The organism is Ignavibacteria bacterium (genome assembly GCA_017302895.1).
In the GTDB taxonomy this organism is placed as follows: Bacteria; Bacteroidota; Ignavibacteria; order Ignavibacteriales; family Ignavibacteriaceae; genus UTCHB3.
Window position 1 is genome coordinate 889,318 of sequence record JAFLBV010000001.1, and the last position, 16,096, is coordinate 905,413.

At 44.4% G+C, this 16,096-nt stretch carries 12 protein-coding genes; 5 read left to right on the forward strand and 7 right to left on the reverse strand.

The features are described from left to right. The first annotated feature begins 133 nt into the window (after positions 1-133). From J0L60_03455 to J0L60_03470, 4 genes are all read left to right on the forward strand, one after another. The gene (locus tag J0L60_03455; GenBank protein MBN8545168.1) at positions 134-3,166 is read left to right on the forward strand and encodes a hypothetical protein; all 3,033 of its coding nucleotides are present in this window, start codon (positions 134-136) and stop codon (positions 3,164-3,166) included. Between the two features lie 47 nt (positions 3,167-3,213). Continuing rightward, the gene (locus tag J0L60_03460; GenBank protein MBN8545169.1) at positions 3,214-3,852 is read left to right on the forward strand and encodes a response regulator transcription factor; all 639 of its coding nucleotides are present in this window, start codon (positions 3,214-3,216) and stop codon (positions 3,850-3,852) included. A gap of 76 nt (positions 3,853-3,928) precedes the next feature. Next, positions 3,929-5,197, forward strand: a complete 1,269-nt coding sequence (locus J0L60_03465; protein MBN8545170.1) for a T9SS type A sorting domain-containing protein — start codon at positions 3,929-3,931, stop codon at positions 5,195-5,197. A gap of 130 nt (positions 5,198-5,327) precedes the next feature. Further along, positions 5,328-6,263: a YitT family protein gene (locus tag J0L60_03470; protein MBN8545171.1), complete on the forward strand. Its 936-nt coding sequence runs from the start codon at positions 5,328-5,330 to the stop codon at positions 6,261-6,263. 12 nt (positions 6,264-6,275) lie between these two features. On the opposite strand, the gene J0L60_03475 is transcribed toward J0L60_03470, so the two are convergent. The 7 genes from J0L60_03475 to J0L60_03505 form a co-directional block, all read right to left on the reverse strand. Then, a complete protein-coding gene (locus tag J0L60_03475; protein ID MBN8545172.1) occupies positions 6,276-8,408 on the reverse strand; it encodes a CHASE domain-containing protein in 2,133 nt (710 codons plus the stop codon). A 126-nt stretch (positions 8,409-8,534) separates the two neighbouring features. Continuing rightward, entirely contained in the window at positions 8,535-8,786 is a 252-nt protein-coding gene (locus tag J0L60_03480; GenBank protein ID MBN8545173.1) for a hypothetical protein, read from the reverse strand. A 274-nt stretch (positions 8,787-9,060) separates the two neighbouring features. Then, on the reverse strand, positions 9,061-11,652 hold the full coding sequence (gene alaS, locus J0L60_03485; GenBank protein MBN8545174.1) for an alanine--tRNA ligase: 2,592 nt from the start codon (positions 11,650-11,652) through the stop codon (positions 9,061-9,063). Between the two features lie 6 nt (positions 11,653-11,658). Next, the gene (locus J0L60_03490; protein ID MBN8545175.1) at positions 11,659-12,087 is read right to left on the reverse strand and encodes a hypothetical protein; all 429 of its coding nucleotides are present in this window, start codon (positions 12,085-12,087) and stop codon (positions 11,659-11,661) included. An 87-nt stretch (positions 12,088-12,174) separates the two neighbouring features. Continuing rightward, a complete protein-coding gene (serC, locus tag J0L60_03495; GenBank protein MBN8545176.1) occupies positions 12,175-13,263 on the reverse strand; it encodes a 3-phosphoserine/phosphohydroxythreonine transaminase in 1,089 nt (362 codons plus the stop codon). A 33-nt stretch (positions 13,264-13,296) separates the two neighbouring features. After that, positions 13,297-14,559: a DUF1015 domain-containing protein gene (locus J0L60_03500; GenBank protein ID MBN8545177.1), complete on the reverse strand. Its 1,263-nt coding sequence runs from the start codon at positions 14,557-14,559 to the stop codon at positions 13,297-13,299. A 187-nt stretch (positions 14,560-14,746) separates the two neighbouring features. Beyond that, entirely contained in the window at positions 14,747-15,178 is a 432-nt protein-coding gene (locus tag J0L60_03505; protein MBN8545178.1) for a hypothetical protein, read from the reverse strand. 59 nt (positions 15,179-15,237) lie between these two features. On the opposite strand from J0L60_03505, the gene ygiD reads away from it, so the two are divergent. After that, a complete protein-coding gene (ygiD, locus tag J0L60_03510) occupies positions 15,238-16,065 on the forward strand; it encodes a 4,5-DOPA dioxygenase extradiol (GenBank protein ID MBN8545179.1) in 828 nt (275 codons plus the stop codon). Positions 16,066-16,096: the final 31 nt, after the last annotated feature.

Here is a 16,096-nt window from a genome sequence, read left to right on the forward strand (position 1 = left end):
TTTATTAGAATTTTTCTAATGGGTATCTTTGCAGTTTCCCGTTCAAAAATTTGAAAAATCACCAAGCAGACATGAAGGAATCCACAGTTCCCGGAATTAACCATGGAAATTGCCGTACAGTCAAGGAGAAAAGATGCGATTCCGTTATCTGATCCTGACGCTTGTTCTCTGGCAACAAATATTCTGCCAGTACAGACCTGTTTTCATCGGAGTTGAGCAGGGCCTTTCGTCGTCTGCAGTCAGGTCAATTCAACAGGACTCTGCAGGTTTCCTTTGGATTGCGACCTGGGACGGTCTGTACCGGTATGACGGACACGAATTCAGGAACTTCAATCACACTCCAGGAGACAGTTATTCTCTTTCCAGCAACAATCTCTTGAATGTTGCTATCGACGGCATTGACAGACCCTGGGTTACAGCGGTGAGTGGTGAAATCAATCTGCTCGACAGAAGGACAAACAAATTTTCTTTGCTCAGGGATAGCAAAGGGAAGCTTCTTAAGGCAGTTTACAACGGGTTTCCTGTAAAATTCGATAAAAACCACATGATCTTCCTTTCTCCGGATGGGGTAATTCTTACCCGGATTTCGGATCTCACCTCTGTAAAACTTGACGAAGTAAAGAAAGGCGCGGTTAAATCACAAAAGGGGGAAGAGGTGATTGTTTTTTATTCCGGACAAGACCTTCTTCTCGTTGACAGGTCGAAAAAAGTGACGAGAGTTGCTACAGGTTTCGATGTGATTATGATTTCTGAGATAAAAGAGGGGACAGTACTGGTGCTTTCAAAGTCCGGGGAATTGTTCGAATATAATGTTCCCGTTGGAGAGTTTAAGAGGGTGGTCAGGGTGTTGAGTGTAGCCACTCCGCCCTCCTTTGACGGGTACAAACTCCACATCGATGATAAAGGTGTGATCAGAGTTGCCACTTCGGAAGGATTTTTTAGTCTGGATAAAGAGAGGAAGGTTTTTAATGAACTTATACCAGGAGAAAATGAAGAGACAATAAAGATCGACGGCAGGATTTTCGCCATATCAGAGGATTATGCAGGCAATATCTGGACGGGTACCTCTTCGGGTTTGATCAAACTGGAGAAACGGGGTGGCAGGTTTATCAACTATCCAGAAGATGATGATTCAGGGATCAACCCGCAGGCCGACCGGATCACTTCGATGATCGAATTACCAGGTTCCAAAATCCTGACAGGTACAACCGGAGGAATTTACACGCTGGACCTGAAAACTGGGAAATTCATCAAAAATCAAAATTTACCTCCCGGTTTTGATAGAGTGCTGGTGTACCGGTTGTTCAGAGACAGTAAGGGGGATATTTGGGCAGGTACCAAGAAGGGGTTGCTGAAACTGCAGTTTACGGGTGACAGACCGGGTACAACTGCAATTCCTTTCAGGGCAAATCCCTCGGTTGATGAGTGGATCAACAGAGTTACTTCAATTACCGAAGACAAAGATGGACACCTCTGGATCGGGACCGTCAGCGGGATAATAAAATATAATCCGGTAACCGGAGACTATAAAATATTCAATTACCATGCCGACTTTGGACAGGAAGGAGATACTTACATCCTTTCACTGCTCCATGATGACGGATATCTTTGGGCAGGGACAAATTCCGAAGGGCTGCTCAGGATCAATACCCGGGACATGACCCACACCCGCTACAGCACTCAGGCAAACAGCCCGCTCAAGCTGAACAACGACAAGATAATGGCAATTCATAAAGACAGAAATGGAAACATCTGGTTAGCCACGATGGGGGGCGGTGTGAGTAGGCTTGGGGCTGACCTGAAGACTGTAAGAACTCTTACAACCGCTGAGGGGCTCGCCAATAACACGCTATACGGAATTCTCGAAGATGAGTCGGGCAACATATGGGTCTCATCGAACAAAGGAATCTCCAAAATAAACTCTCTGACACTGAAGTCAAGGAATTATACAAAAAGTGACGGACTTGCGTCAGGCAGTTTCAATCAGAATTCATATTTAAGGGGAAATGACGGGAAATTCTATTTTGGAGGGACAGACGGCATTACCGTTTTTAATCCCGGTGAGATGATTCCCGACACGGTAAAACCAAAGGTGGCATTGACCGATTTCAGGATATTTAACAAACCTTCTCTCAACAGAATAGTCAACAGGGAAGTGGAGTTGAATTATGACGAAAACTTCTTTTCTTTCGAGATGGCGGCACTGAATTTTGAGAATCCTGCGTACAACGGGTATATGTGGAAACTTGAAGGTTTGACGGAAGAGTGGGTAAATTCCGGAAACAGGAGGACAGTTGATCTGTCAAACATTCCGCCCGGTAATTACAGGTTGATTGTAAAAGTTTCAAACCGTGAAGGGGTGTGGAGCGATGAAACCTTCCTCGCAAAGATTGTCGTAACCCCTCCATTCTGGAAGACCGTCTGGTTTACGGCTCTCGCATCAATCATAGCGCTCTCGACTATCGTGTCAATTCCGATAATGATCACAAAAAGAAAAATGCGGAAAAAGATTGAAGCTCTGGAGAAGGAAAACCTTGTAATGGCGGAGAGGGCAAAAACACGCGATAGAATCGCCCGTGATCTTCACGACGATCTCGCTTCCACAGTAAGCGGTGCCGGGCTTTACATTCAGTCGGCAAACAGTATACTCGGAGAGAATGAAGAGGTGGCAAAAACAATGATCGGGAAGTCGGCTTCACTTCTTCAGGAGGCGGAGCAGGCTATGCGGGACATAGTATGGTCGGTCTCTCCCGAAAATGATTCGGTTGATAATCTTGTGCTTAGAATAAAATTACTGGCAGGTGAATTGTGTGAGGCAGCAGGAATAAGATTCGAATTTTCAAAAATGGGAAATACATCCATGATACTGCAGGACGAAATCAGACGAAACATGTACCTGTCAGTAAAAGAGGCTGTAATCAATTCAGTAAAACACTCGGGGGCTGACCTCATCTCGATTTCGATCAGTAGTGAGGCAACCGGTATTTCGATTGTAATTTGTGACAACGGCAGGGGTTTCAGGATGGAGTCGCAGGCTGAAAAACTCGGCGGAAACGGTATTAAAAATATCCGAAAGCGGTGTGAAGAGATCGGTGCGGAAGTAAAAATTTCAACCGGGGAGGGAAAAGGCACTATAATCGAGATCCATCGGGAGATGAAGAAATGACCCGTTTGGACTATTTCATCAACGGCAAAGTTTCACGATTTTAGCACATGGAAAAGAATGAAATAAAAATCGCCATAGTTGAAGACCACCGTGACTTCCGCGAAGGACTGGTGAGTTTTCTTGGTTTTTCACCCGGCTTTCGTTGTGTAGCCGCATTTCCCTCTGTCGAAAGTGCACTTGAATCGCCAACAGGGTTTGAAGTGGTTCTTCTGGATATCAACCTGCCAGGGAAATCGGGTATCGAGGCAATCCCGCTCCTGAAAGACCTCAATCCCGACCTGAAAATAATCATGATGACGATTTTCGACGATTCCGAAAACATATTTAATGCAATGCAGGCAGGAGCCGATGGATATCTTCTGAAAAACACCCCACCTGGCAGGATAATATCGTCAATAGAAGAAGTGGTATCAGGTGGTGCCCCGATGTCACCTTACATCGCACGGAAGGTTGTGGATTTCTTCAAAACAGGAAGTCCTGCAAACAATGATTATAAACTGACCCAAAGAGAGAATGAAATTCTTGCCTGTCTGGTCGACGGCACGGATTCTCATACAATAGCGAACAATCTTTTCATCAGTTACGAAACTGTGAGGAACCACCTCCGTAACATTTACGGCAAACTGCAAGTGACCTCCAAGGCTCAGGCAGTCGCAAAGGCATTGCGGGAAAACCTTGTAAAATGACACATTTGCGTTATTGACCCTGATATGGCCCCACCTTAAATTGCGATTAAACAATTAACAATTTAAGGTAATCGAAATGATAAAAATTCTGTTTAATATAACGCTGCTCGGCTTCTTTATTACCCTCACTGTTTCAGCCCAATGGACAGTGGTCTCTTCGCCCGTTTCTGATATGAGATTTGTGAAAGTGCAGTTCCTCGACAACTCAAATGGATGGATCGCTGCTGAATCAAAAGTGCTTCGTACCTCTGACGCAGGCAATACATGGAGTCAGGCAAACACCAATATTAACGATACCAGGGGATTTTATGCAATCTCCACCACTACCGCCTGGATTTGTGGTACATTTGGCAAAATAAGCAAAACAACTGACGGTGGGACTACATGGGTTGCCCAGACCACCGGGGCACCAAACCTCTCGAGCATTGACGCCATATTTTTCCATGATCAAAATAACGGTTGGGCTGCCGGAACTGACGGACTCTTGCTGAAGACCACCAACGGAGGAACGAACTGGCAGACAGTACCCACGAATGTAACTTCGGGTTTTGAATCCATTAAATTTTATAACAGCAATATCGGCTGGATTGGTGGTGGTTCCAAATTCTTAAGGACGACAGATGGTGGATCAACCTGGACACAGGTAAACCATTTTGCAGAGGTTCGCGACATCCATTTTCTTGATGCCAATACAGGATTTGTCTCGGATACCTGGGGACAGGACAATCTCGTTCATAAAACCACCGACGGGGGTGCAACCTGGCAGGCTACAACCACAATTACCACAGGCCCATACTATTTCCACGGTGTTCATTTCACCGATGTTAACACGGGTTATGTTGTCGGCAGGACAATGTTTTTTCTCGGTAATCATGGAATTTACAAGACAACAGATGGTGGCACAACATGGACTGCTCAGACAACAAACCCTGTACCGATGTTTGAAAACTTCCGATCGGTTGTGTTCACTCCAAACGGAACCGGCTGGGCAGTTGGCGATAAAAGCGCGATCTACAAATTATCGGGCACTACTTCGGTGGAGGAAGAAAACGGAATCCCGGTTGATTTTACTCTGAATCAGAACTTCCCCAATCCCTTCAATCCCTCGACTACCTTTTCATTTACCCTGCAGAGTGAGGGTCAAACCGAACTGTTGCTCTACAATATGCAGGGGGAAAAGATCGCCACACTCATCTCTGAGTACCTCACAGCAGGAAATCACTCCAGAATTGTCGATTTTACCAAAATGGGTCTCAGTTCCGGAGTTTATCTGTACAGACTGAACCATACGGGCGCTGACGGCAAAAACATTTCAGCTTCAAAAAAACTTACACTTCTAAAATAACGACCGGCGTTTTTGGGTTGTTCCGGCAGACTGCTCTCACGGGGGTCTGCCGGTTTCCATTTAAATCAATTTTATTCCCATCCATATATTGGGTATTTTTACGGTTTGAATTTTTGAAAAAAGAGAAACCATGGAAATACTTAAATCGAAGAAAAAAATAATCCTTGAATATATACTGATTGCTTTCGGTGCTTTTGTGATGGCACTCGGAATCAGCATCTTCCTTATTGATGCAAAGGTGGTGCCGGGTGGAGTCAGCGGACTTTCGATGGCGCTTTACTATTTTACGAACGGGGCATTGCCAGTTGGTGTGGCTATCTGGATATTGAATGTGCCGCTTTACATATGGGGACTGAAAGAACTTGGAAAATCGTTCGGAATCAGGACTTTTTATGGATTTACATTAAACTCATTCTTTATCGATCTGTTACGGGGCGATTTCCCCGGAGTCCCGTTTATCAGACTTCAGGATACCCAGACAGTGAAGGATCTGCTCCAAAACGACTTCCTCTTTCTGATTCTCATCGGTTCGGTTCTTCTTGGAACGGGGCTCGGGATAATCTTTAAGTTTGGAGGAACAACAGCGGGATCCGATATAGTGGCAGCAATTCTGAAAAAGAAATACGGAATCAAGCCGGGTACAGCCATCATAATGATCGACATTTTTGTGATACTTCTTGCGGGGTTTATCATCGATCAGAAGGGTCTCAGTCCCGAAAAACCGGCTCTTTCTCTCACACTTTATGCAATTTTTCTTCTGTTCGTTTCGTCACAGTTGATCGATTTTATCATCGACGGGTTTGATTATGCAAAAGCCGCTTTGATAATAACCGATAAACACAATGAAGTGGGTGAAGCGATTATGAATGAACTGAGCCGTGGTGCAACAGCTTTAAAGTCGAGGGGTCTCTACAGAAATGTGGATCGTGAGGTCATTTATACTGTTGTTACAAACAAAGAATTGCCGATTCTAACCGAAATTGTACACAAAGTTGATCCGACAGCATTTATGATTATCAATAATGTACATGAGATCCTTGGAGATGGCTTCAGGAGAAGAATTTAGGAAGATTCCTGTTCAGTCTTCGCTGACAGGCAGTGTAAAATAGAACGAACTGCCTTTACCGGGGGTGCTTTCTATCCAGATTTCGCCCCCGTTCTTCTCGACGAATTCCTTGCAGAGGATCAGGCCCAGGCCTGTTCCTTTTTCGTTTTCGGTACCACGGGTTACGGTTTTTTCGTCAAGCCTGAAAATCTTACCGATTGTCTCGGCGTCGATACCGACACCTGTATCCGAGACACTAAAGACGATATGAGGCAGTGAATGTGCTGCTGCGGGAACGAAACGGGAATCAAGTGTTATCTTTCCACCGGCCGGTGTGAATTTTATCGCGTTTGAAACCAGATTACGGAAAATGGTGCGAACCATGTTTCTGTCTGCAAAAACCGACACAGGTTCAGAAATTTTGTTTTCTATTTTAATTTTCTTTTTCTCTGCAGCGGTGCCGTACAATCCGGTAATCACATCCAATACATCAGTCATCAGTACTTTTTCCGGCTGGCAGGGGATGCGGTCGGTTTGTGTACGTGACCATTCCAGCAGGTTGTCGAGCAGGTCGTAGATGTTTTGTGTACTGGCAAAAATCTGTGTGAGCAGTTTCTTCTTCTCAGAATCATCGATCTCCTCAAACTCATCCAGAATGACTTCCAAAAAACCGAGTATCCCCTGAAACGGACTTCTAAGATCGTGAGCAATGATTGAGAAGAACTTATTTTTGGTTCTGTTGTTGTCTTCGAGTTTTTTTGAATAACCTAGAATCTCGTTTAGCTGGTTTATCTCCGTGGTTATGTCCCGAATTATGAAACCGATATAATACTCGTCCTCATCCAGTATGACGGGGAATTTCCGTACATCATATACAAATCCTTTGAATTCAAATTGATAGAGCACCACTTCGGAGTCGGGTTGAATCCTGTCATCAAGAGTACTCAAATGTTCGCTCAATTCGGGAATAATATTCAGATCACCTGCCGCCGGAAGTTTGTCCAATTTCTGACCTGTGGCAAATTCGGCAAAAATTTTATTGAAAGTTACAGGAGTGCCCCTCGTTGTTTTCATCCCCATCATGTCGACTGAGCTGTTCAGGAACTCTGTTATTATGGAAAAATTTTTCTTTCGGGCTTCCTCGGCAATCCCTGCCACCAGTTTCTTAAACCGTTTACCTGTCAAATACCGATAGATAAAAAAGCTGAGGAAAAATGTTAATAAATACCCGGAAATTAAAACACTGTACAGACTCGCTGCATAGTTATTTCTTATAAAATAATCATTCGGTCTGACTTCGACCATAAATGCCTTGTCAGCGATTGTGAAATTTGAAGTGTAGAGAAGGTCAGAGTCATCGACCACTTCCTCTGCTCCAACCCTTGGGGGAAGATGGTAGATTTCCCTCATTTTCCCGGTTGTATCCCCCTCAAAAAGAGTGAAACTTAATCCTTTCGGTTGCTCAACAACTGAGAGAGAGCGGACAATTGAATCTATAGGGTAAACAGCGACGAGTACTCCATCGAGTTCATTCCTGCCCGATTTATTTTTGTAAACGGGTGTAAGAATGAGCCTGAAATTGGCAGTTGTATCACTGAAATGGGTCCGGGGAGGTTCAGAAATATAGACTGACTGATCGGCAAGGGAACTGTCTATTGAACTTTTGATAAAACTGTCAGTTGACACATCCCAGTCGATAAAGTGGAGAAACCGGGAATAAGGCTCAATAGTCTTTATAAGGAAAAAAGACTGTTTCTTTTCGTCGGAGGTGACAAGAGAATCTTTCCGGTACTTTTTGGGAACGGACTTCCCGAGTTCACTTGGATTGAGAAGGTCTGCCCACGAAATGATCCAAAAGTGATTATTCTGAATTACAGAAGAGGCGTACTGAGTAAATTCCGACTGGGTGATATTATCACTTGCTTCAAAGAATTTCCTGATGTCATTCAACTCATCGATGTCATTCCGCAGTTTTTCAGTAATTCTCTCCACTCTGTCACGGGCTGCTTCATGGAACCGGGTGTTAAGACTTAAACTGTTGGAGTATTTTATGTAGAGGGCGATTGCCGTGGTGATCAGAAATCCGGCGAGGGCAATAATCAACGCAGTCCGAAAGCTCGAACGCTTTACTTGCAGCAATAATGCAGAATTCTCTGAATGCGTCATGGTTATTTTCTGGTTGCGTGTGCAAGGCGCCAACCATATAAAATCACGAGAGTGATTTGAATCAGGTTTTGAAAGTAAAACCCCTCAAGTGTTGTCTTGAGGGGTTAAAAACCTGTTTGAATTTAGTTATTGATCGCGTCTGTTGTTATATTCATTGACAGCCATCTCTTCCAGGTCGCTTTTCATGGGTTCGGGCAGAATAACTCTGTCATACCACTGATTGTCTTTTCCTCTTTCTTTTGGAGGCCTTACAAAAAGACTTTCTCTTCCTTCAACAACCTGGAAACCTTTTAATATGATGCCGTCAGTGGTCTCAATATCAAAATGAGCTTTGGTGTTGGTTGATCCGTTTGTCAGTGAAAACCTTGTTATTTTCATTGCACTTCTTCCTTGATGATTTGATAAATACCCGGAGATGTATGCGGCAAAAGAACTGTCCCCGTTTCACGGATGTTCCTCAATTCGAACACTCTCTCAAGACACATTTAACGATCGATAAACCATGCCGCATTAATTTAAAATAATGTAATTAGGTTTATCGATTTTCCTTCCTGCAAAATACGAAATCTGATCTTATTTCAAAGAAAAAAATTAAATAAATGTGAAATTTTCACTCTTAATTCATATTACCGGCTGTAAACAGGGTGATTTGTCAGTTTGACAGATATTTACCGGTGATGTTCCTGAATTCTTTCAGAGCCTCATCTACTTTTTCAATATCCTTGCCGCCTGCTGTGGCTGACTGAGGCCTGCCGCCTCCACCACCACCGAGTATCCGTGCAACATCACCAACAATCTTTCCGGCGGAGAGGTTTTTACCTTTCACAAGGTCATCGGTAACCACACAAACGAGTCCGACTTTACCATCGAACACCGAGAGGAGTAGCCCGACACCCGATTTCATATGGTCTCTCAGATCGTCACCGAGCTGCTTCAGTTCCTCGTTGCTCTCAGCTTCTATCTTCGCACTGTAAAGGTTTATTCCCTCAAAACTTACAGGATTGGCAACAACTTTTGAAATCTGCTGTTTCTTGAGTGAGAGTTTGAAATCAGCTATTTCTTTTTCAAGTTTTCGTTTCTCATCAAGAAGTTTGGCGATCGAATCGTTTGCCTCGTGAATTTTCTCGAATTGCGAGTTGATGAACCGTTCAACTCCCGCACCGGTTACAGCTTCGATTCTTCTTACACCGCTTGATATGGAGGACTCGGAGATGATTTTGAAAATTCCAATTTCGGATGAATTCCGAACATGAGTTCCGCCGCAGAATTCGATTGATTTGTCACCAAACTGAACCACATTCACCAGATCGCCATATTTGTCGCCAAAGAACATGAGTGCACCCATTCCCTTTGCCTGCTCAATCGGCATGTTTCTGTGGTGTGTCAGAGGGATGTTCTCCCTCAAAACTTCATTTACCTGTGCCTCGATGTCGGCGAGCTCTTCTTTGGATACCTTCCCAAAGTGGGAGAAATCGAACCTTAGTCTGTCGGGACCCACATAGGAACCCGCTTGCTGGACATGTGAGCCGAGCGTTTTCCTGAGAGCCGAGTGCATGAAGTGGGTTGCAGAGTGATTGCGCATAATATCCCATCTTCTTTTACGGTCAACTTCGGCTATTACTTCCATCCCTGTATCAACGAGAACACCCGATTTATTGTCAACAACATGTATCACTCTCCCTTCATTTTTGAGGACATCCTCCACTGCGAGGCTGTTCTCACCGATGCGGATGATACCTGTGTCGTCAATCTGACCGCCCGCTTCCACATAAAACGGTGTTTTGTCGAGGATTATCAGTTCGGCATCGCCTTCCCTTTTTAATCCGGTGACCGTAGCGATGTCTGACAGCGATTCGTAACCTGTAAATGCGGTGCTGTCGCTGCTGATGGTCTCGAAATTGTCGAGTCCGCCTGCTATAATGTTTACAGTGCCGATTTTGGTTTTTGTAGCTTCGCGGGCTCTTTCCCTCTGCTCTGCCATGTGCTTCTCGAAACCAGCTTCATCCACGGTAAAACCCTGCTCCGAAGCGATTACTCTGGTAAGATCTACAGGGAAGCCGTAGGTGTCATAAAGTTTGAAGGCATCTGCACCGGGAATCTCTTTTATTCCTTGTTTTGAAAGCTGTGTTGCGATTTCCTCAAAGTGATTGATACCCCTGTCGAGGGTTTTATTAAAGCTCTCTTCCTCACTTTTGATGATTTTCTTCACAAATTCCTTGTTTTCAACTATCTCGGGGAACTGGTGCCCCATCTGCTCTGCGAGAGTATCCACAAGCTTGAAAAGGAAAGGGTTGTTAAGATTAATTTTTCTTCCATATCTTGCGGCTCTTCTGAGGATTCTTCTTAGTACATAACCTCTTCCCTCGTTACTCGGAACAGCGCCGTCGGCAATTGCAAACGAGAGGGTTCTGATATGGTCAGCTATCACTCTTATCGGGACGATATCATCTTTGGATGCATAGCTTGCACCTGAAATGTTCTCGATCTCTTTAATCAGCGGCTGGAAAACATCGGAGTCGTAGTTTGATCTTTTTCCCTGAATCACGGCTACAAGTCTTTCAAAACCCATACCTGTATCCACATGTTTTGCGGGGAGTTCGTGCAATACTCCGTTTTCATCCCTGTTAAACTGAATGAAGACGAGGTTCCAGATTTCAATACATTCCGGTGAACCGGCGTTAACCAGGGAGGCATCTTCGTAGTTGTCACTAAGGTTTATGTGGATTTCGGAACAGGGACCGCACGGACCGGTTTCACCCATCTCCCAGAAATTATCTTTTTCGTCAAATTTCAGGATATGAGAAGGGTTGATGTCGGTCACGGTTTTCCAAATCTCAAGAGCCTCATCATCAGTTCTGTAAACTGTTGCATAGAGTCTTTCCTTCGGGAGTTTCCAGACATCGGTCAGCAATTCCCAAGCCCATGCAATCGCTTCTTTTTTGTAGTAATCACCAAACGACCAGTTACCCAGCATTTCAAACAGAGTATGGTGATAGGTGTCGTGCCCCACTTCCTCGAGGTCGTTGTGTTTGCCCGAAACGCGGATACACTTCTGCGTGTCGGCGGCTCGGGTATATTCCCTTTTACCCGTTCCGAGAAAAACATCCTTGAACTGGTTCATTCCGGCGTTGGCGAAAAGAAGTGTCGGGTCATCGTAAGGAACCACGGGGGCGCCCGAAACGATTCTGTGTTGTTTTGAAGCGAAAAAGTCTAAAAACTGCTGTCTGATCTCTTGAGATGTCATATTTCTTTATTTTAGTTTAAATTTTTGGTCTTTTGTAATTGTCTTTTTAGTGAATTTGTCGGTTATTCTGATCTTTGCTGTGTACTCACCCGAGTCTGCAGGTTGAATGTAAAACTGCACATCCATTTTGGTATCGGGTTTGCTCTCATCCTCGGTGCCGAAATCGAGTTCTTCGAAAGTATCAAGTTTTTTACCGTCAGGAGCAATAAGATCGACCGAGAACAAAACTTCCCGTTTGAATTTCTCACCATCGGGATTTTCTGTATGTCCCTTTACTATCACGGGGATATTGATTTCCCATTGCTGAGCGGTGCTGTCGATCAACATCGGATATACTTCAGTTTTTACGATTGCAAAAACCCTTTCCTCACTTTTGCACCCTGAAATCAGGATTAAAGAGGCAAACAATGGAATAATAAAATGAAGTTTTTTCATTCTGACACATCCTTTTTTATAAACAAACGGAATGGAGAAAAATAAAGTTTCTCACATTCCGTTCATTAAAATGATTAAAACGGCTGATTACGAGTTTTTCTTCTTGTAATCGTTGAGGAAAGCGACCAGATCAACCACTCCCTGAAGCGGGAATGCGTTGTAGATGGAGGCTCTTAAACCACCAACCGAACGGTGACCTTTAAGTCCGTCGAATCCTGCAGCAGTTGCATCAGCGATGAGCTGTTTCTCGAGCTCCGGAGTCGGCAGATTGAAGGTAACATTCATTAACGATCTGCTTCCGGGCAGAGCATGTGGTTTGTAGAAACCGTTGCTGTTGTCGAAGCAATCGTAAAGAAGTGCTGCTTTCTTTTTGTTGGTTTCATACATTGCATCAAGTCCGCCGTTTTCGAGGAGGTACTGAGCAACGAGGTCGATGATGTAGATTCCGAAAGTATTCGGAGTGTTATACATTGAATCGTTCTCTGTATGGGTCTTGTAATTCAACATCGTGTGAAGCGAATCGGGGCATCTCTCGAGCATGTCTTTTCTGATAATTACAAGAGTAACGCCTGAAGGTCCGATGTTCTTCTGGGCACCCGCATATATGAGAGCGAATTTGCTTACATCAATTTTTTTGTAGAGAATGTCGGATGACATGTCGCAAACGAGAGGGATATTTCCGACTTCAGGGACATAATCAAACTGCGTACCGAAAATCGTGTTGTTCGATGTGTAGTGGACATAAGCAGCTTCGGGATCGAATTTCAGTTCATCCTGTGTAGGGACTCTGTCGAAATTGGTTGCTTCTGCTGTATAAACAACATTGGGAACACCAACCCTTTTGGCTTCTTTTACTGCTTTTTTCGACCATGCACCTGTTACGATGTAGTCTGCTTTGTTGACAGGGGGCATCAGATTAAGAGGCACCATCGAAAACTGAAGGCTTGCACCACCCTGAAGGAAGAGAATGTCGTAGTTGTCGGGGATGTCGAGCAGTTTTTTCAATCCGTCTTTTGCTGATTGCAGTATTTTATCAAATGTTTTTGATCTGTGGCTGATCTCAAGAATGGACATGCCAACACCCGGAAGCATAAAGAGGTCTTCCTGGGCTTTTTTGATTACAGGCTCGGGCAGAATTGCGGGACCTGCACTGAAGTTATATATTCTTTTTTCCATATCCGTATTCCTTTGTTGTTTTTTAATCCGTTCCTATTCCACTTCGATGAGGTGGGTAAGGAGTCCGTCTCTCAATTTTGGTTCGAACCAGGTTGATTTAGGGGGCATCACTTCGCCTGCATCGGAGATTTTCATCAAATCTTCAACGGTTACAGGGTAGAGTGAGAAAGCCACACCAAATTTACCCGAGTCCACTAATTTTTCAAGTTCTGCAGTTCCGCGGATGCCACCGATAAAATCGATCCTTTTGCTCGTTCTCGGGTCATCCACCCCAAGCACCGGTTCGAGAAGGAAGTTTTGCAGAATGCTTACATCGAGTGTATCACCAACTGAATTTGCGCCCTTCAGCACTCCATTGGCATAATGGTCGCCGGTGAGTTTAAGTCCGTACCACTTTCCGTCGAGGTACATGCTGAATTCACCTTTTTTTGCAGGTGAGGGGGCGCCGTGCTCAACCACTTCAAAATTGCGCTGAATTTTAGTAAAGAAATCTGAAACGGAGTTGCCGTTCAAATCAACTACAACGCGGTTGTAAGGGAGTATTTTCAGTTCTTCCGCAGGGAAAAGGACGGCAATAAAGTAGTTGTAATCTTCCGAACCTCTGTGTGCCGGATTGTTCTCTTTAGCCACTGCTCTTGCCCTCGAAGCTGAAGCAGCTCTGTGGTGACCGTCGGCAATGTAGAGATTTTTTACTTTTCTTATCTCTTCAACGATGTTTCCGTTGTTTTCAAGAGGTATCTGCCACACTTCATGACGGATGCCATCGGGAGCGGTAAAATCATACAACGGTGCGGTCGATTTGATGATCTCAGCCACAAGTGAATTGACGCTTTGCACACCTTTATAAGTAAGGAAAACCACTCCGGTTTGTGCACCGGTGGTTATAATGTGGTTTGTTCTGTCGTCTTCTTTAACCTTGCGGGTTTTCTCATGTTTCAGGATGATGTCGTTGTCGTAGTCATCAACAGAAAATGTAGCTGCAATTCCGGTCTGGCTTCTTCCATCCATCGTCAGGCGATAGAGATAAAACGAAGCGTCCTTCTCCTCAATCAGAGGGGCGGATGCAGTTATTGATTCAAGATTCTCTTTTGCTTTTGCGTATATCTCTGATGCATACGGATCCTGTGAATTCGGGAATTCAAGTTCCGACCGTGTAATTCTCAAAAAACTGAGTGGATTTCCTTCCGCCAGGTTTCTTGCTTCGTCAGTGCTTACCACATCGTAAGGGACACTTGCTACCTGCTCGGCTACTCCTTTTTCGGGTCTCAATGCCCTGAATGGTCTTATGACCGCCATTTCGTATAACTCCTTTAAAAAATATATTAATGGAACCTCTAAATAACAAAATTTTTATGAATTGTAATAATTTTTGAACAGGAATGGGAGGGGAGCTGTGAACTATTATCTATGATCTATGATCTGGTTGAAACTTCCGGTTTCGGAAAAGGAGCGACATTCGTCCCGATTGTCCAACCGACAAATTCTAACTTTGTGGGAAACTCGCCCGGGCGACATTTGTGTTGAACACGATATTCAGGATTTGAAAGGATGGAATGAATATTCTTTCAGGAATCCTTTGTGATAAAATTGTATGAATGAATTTCCCTCGAAGAGGGATGAATGTTTGAAGAAAAAATGTATCTCCTACCACACCTTCCCTCGAAGAGGGATGAATGTTCGTAGAAATAAATGTATTCCCGCCGCACCTTCCCTCGAAGAGGGATGAATGTTCGTAGAAATAAATGTCTTCTTCACCGCACCTTCCCTCGAAGAGGGATGAATGTTCGTAGAAATAAATGTATTCCCACCACACCTTCCCTCGAAGAGGGATGAATGTTCGTAGAAAAAATGTATCTCCTACCACACCTTCCCTCGAAGAGGGATGAATGTTCGTAGAAATAACGGGGACCCCCAAATTGAACTTCCCCCCAAAAATATATGTTATAACATATAATCACTTACACGGAGAGAAAAATGAACCTTAACGACATCAAAAACATCAGAAACACGCATGAATCGACGGGGAAGATGCCCGTATTGTTTGTGGGGCACGGGAGTCCGATGAATGCGATAGAGGAGAATGAGTTTTCAGCGGGGTGGAGAAAAGCGGGAGAGACACTTCCGAAGCCTTCGATGATCCTTTGTGTGTCGGCGCACTGGGAGACCTACGGCACATATGTGACGGCAGTTCCAAAGCCCGAGACGATTCACGATTTCTACGGATTCCCGAAAGAGCTGTTTGCGGTTCAGTATCCCGCTCCGGGAAGTCCCGAACTGGCGAATGATATTAAAGAGGGGGTGAAATCCACAGAAGTGGGGCTTGATGAGAAGTGGGGTCTGGATCATGGTGCGTGGAGCGTGATAAAGCATATGTACCCGAATGCGGATGTGCCGGTGGTTCAACTCAGTCTCGACAGACGAAAAGACCCTGCATATCATTATGAACTTGCAAAGGAGCTCTCATTTTTGCGAAGAAAAGGGGTTCTTATTGTTGGAAGTGGTAACATGGTTCACAATCTTCGTGTAATCGCGTGGGACAAGATGAACGAGAGTGAATACGGATACGACTGGGCTTATGAAGCGGATTCACAATTGAAAAAAACGATCGGAAACGGTGATTTCAAAAGTCTCTTCGACTATTCAAAATTCGGGAGAGAGATGAATCTTGCAGTTCCAACTCCCGAGCATTTCCTTCCTCTCCTCTATACTCTTGGTTTGAAGGAAGAGGAAGAAAAAATCTCATGGTTCAATGACAAACTGGTGCTCGGCTCCATTTCGATGTCATCTTTGATGATCGGGTAACTCCCCCCAAAAAATGAGCATTATAACCCGG

Coding starts and splice junctions, on each gene's coding strand:
- J0L60_03480 (MBN8545173.1), bottom strand. CDS start 8,786: ATGAAAATAACAAGGTTTTCACTGACAAACGGATCAACCAACACCAAA.
- J0L60_03460 (MBN8545169.1), top strand. CDS start 3,214: ATGGAAAAGAATGAAATAAAAATCGCCATAGTTGAAGACCACCGTGAC.
- J0L60_03455 (MBN8545168.1), top strand. CDS start 134: ATGCGATTCCGTTATCTGATCCTGACGCTTGTTCTCTGGCAACAAATA.
- J0L60_03475 (MBN8545172.1), bottom strand. CDS start 8,408: ATGACGCATTCAGAGAATTCTGCATTATTGCTGCAAGTAAAGCGTTCG.
- ygiD (MBN8545179.1), top strand. CDS start 15,238: ATGAACCTTAACGACATCAAAAACATCAGAAACACGCATGAATCGACG.
- J0L60_03500 (MBN8545177.1), bottom strand. CDS start 14,559: ATGGCGGTCATAAGACCATTCAGGGCATTGAGACCCGAAAAAGGAGTA.
- alaS (MBN8545174.1), bottom strand. CDS start 11,652: ATGACATCTCAAGAGATCAGACAGCAGTTTTTAGACTTTTTCGCTTCA.
- J0L60_03470 (MBN8545171.1), top strand. CDS start 5,328: ATGGAAATACTTAAATCGAAGAAAAAAATAATCCTTGAATATATACTG.
- J0L60_03465 (MBN8545170.1), top strand. CDS start 3,929: ATGATAAAAATTCTGTTTAATATAACGCTGCTCGGCTTCTTTATTACC.
- J0L60_03490 (MBN8545175.1), bottom strand. CDS start 12,087: ATGAAAAAACTTCATTTTATTATTCCATTGTTTGCCTCTTTAATCCTG.
- serC (MBN8545176.1), bottom strand. CDS start 13,263: ATGGAAAAAAGAATATATAACTTCAGTGCAGGTCCCGCAATTCTGCCC.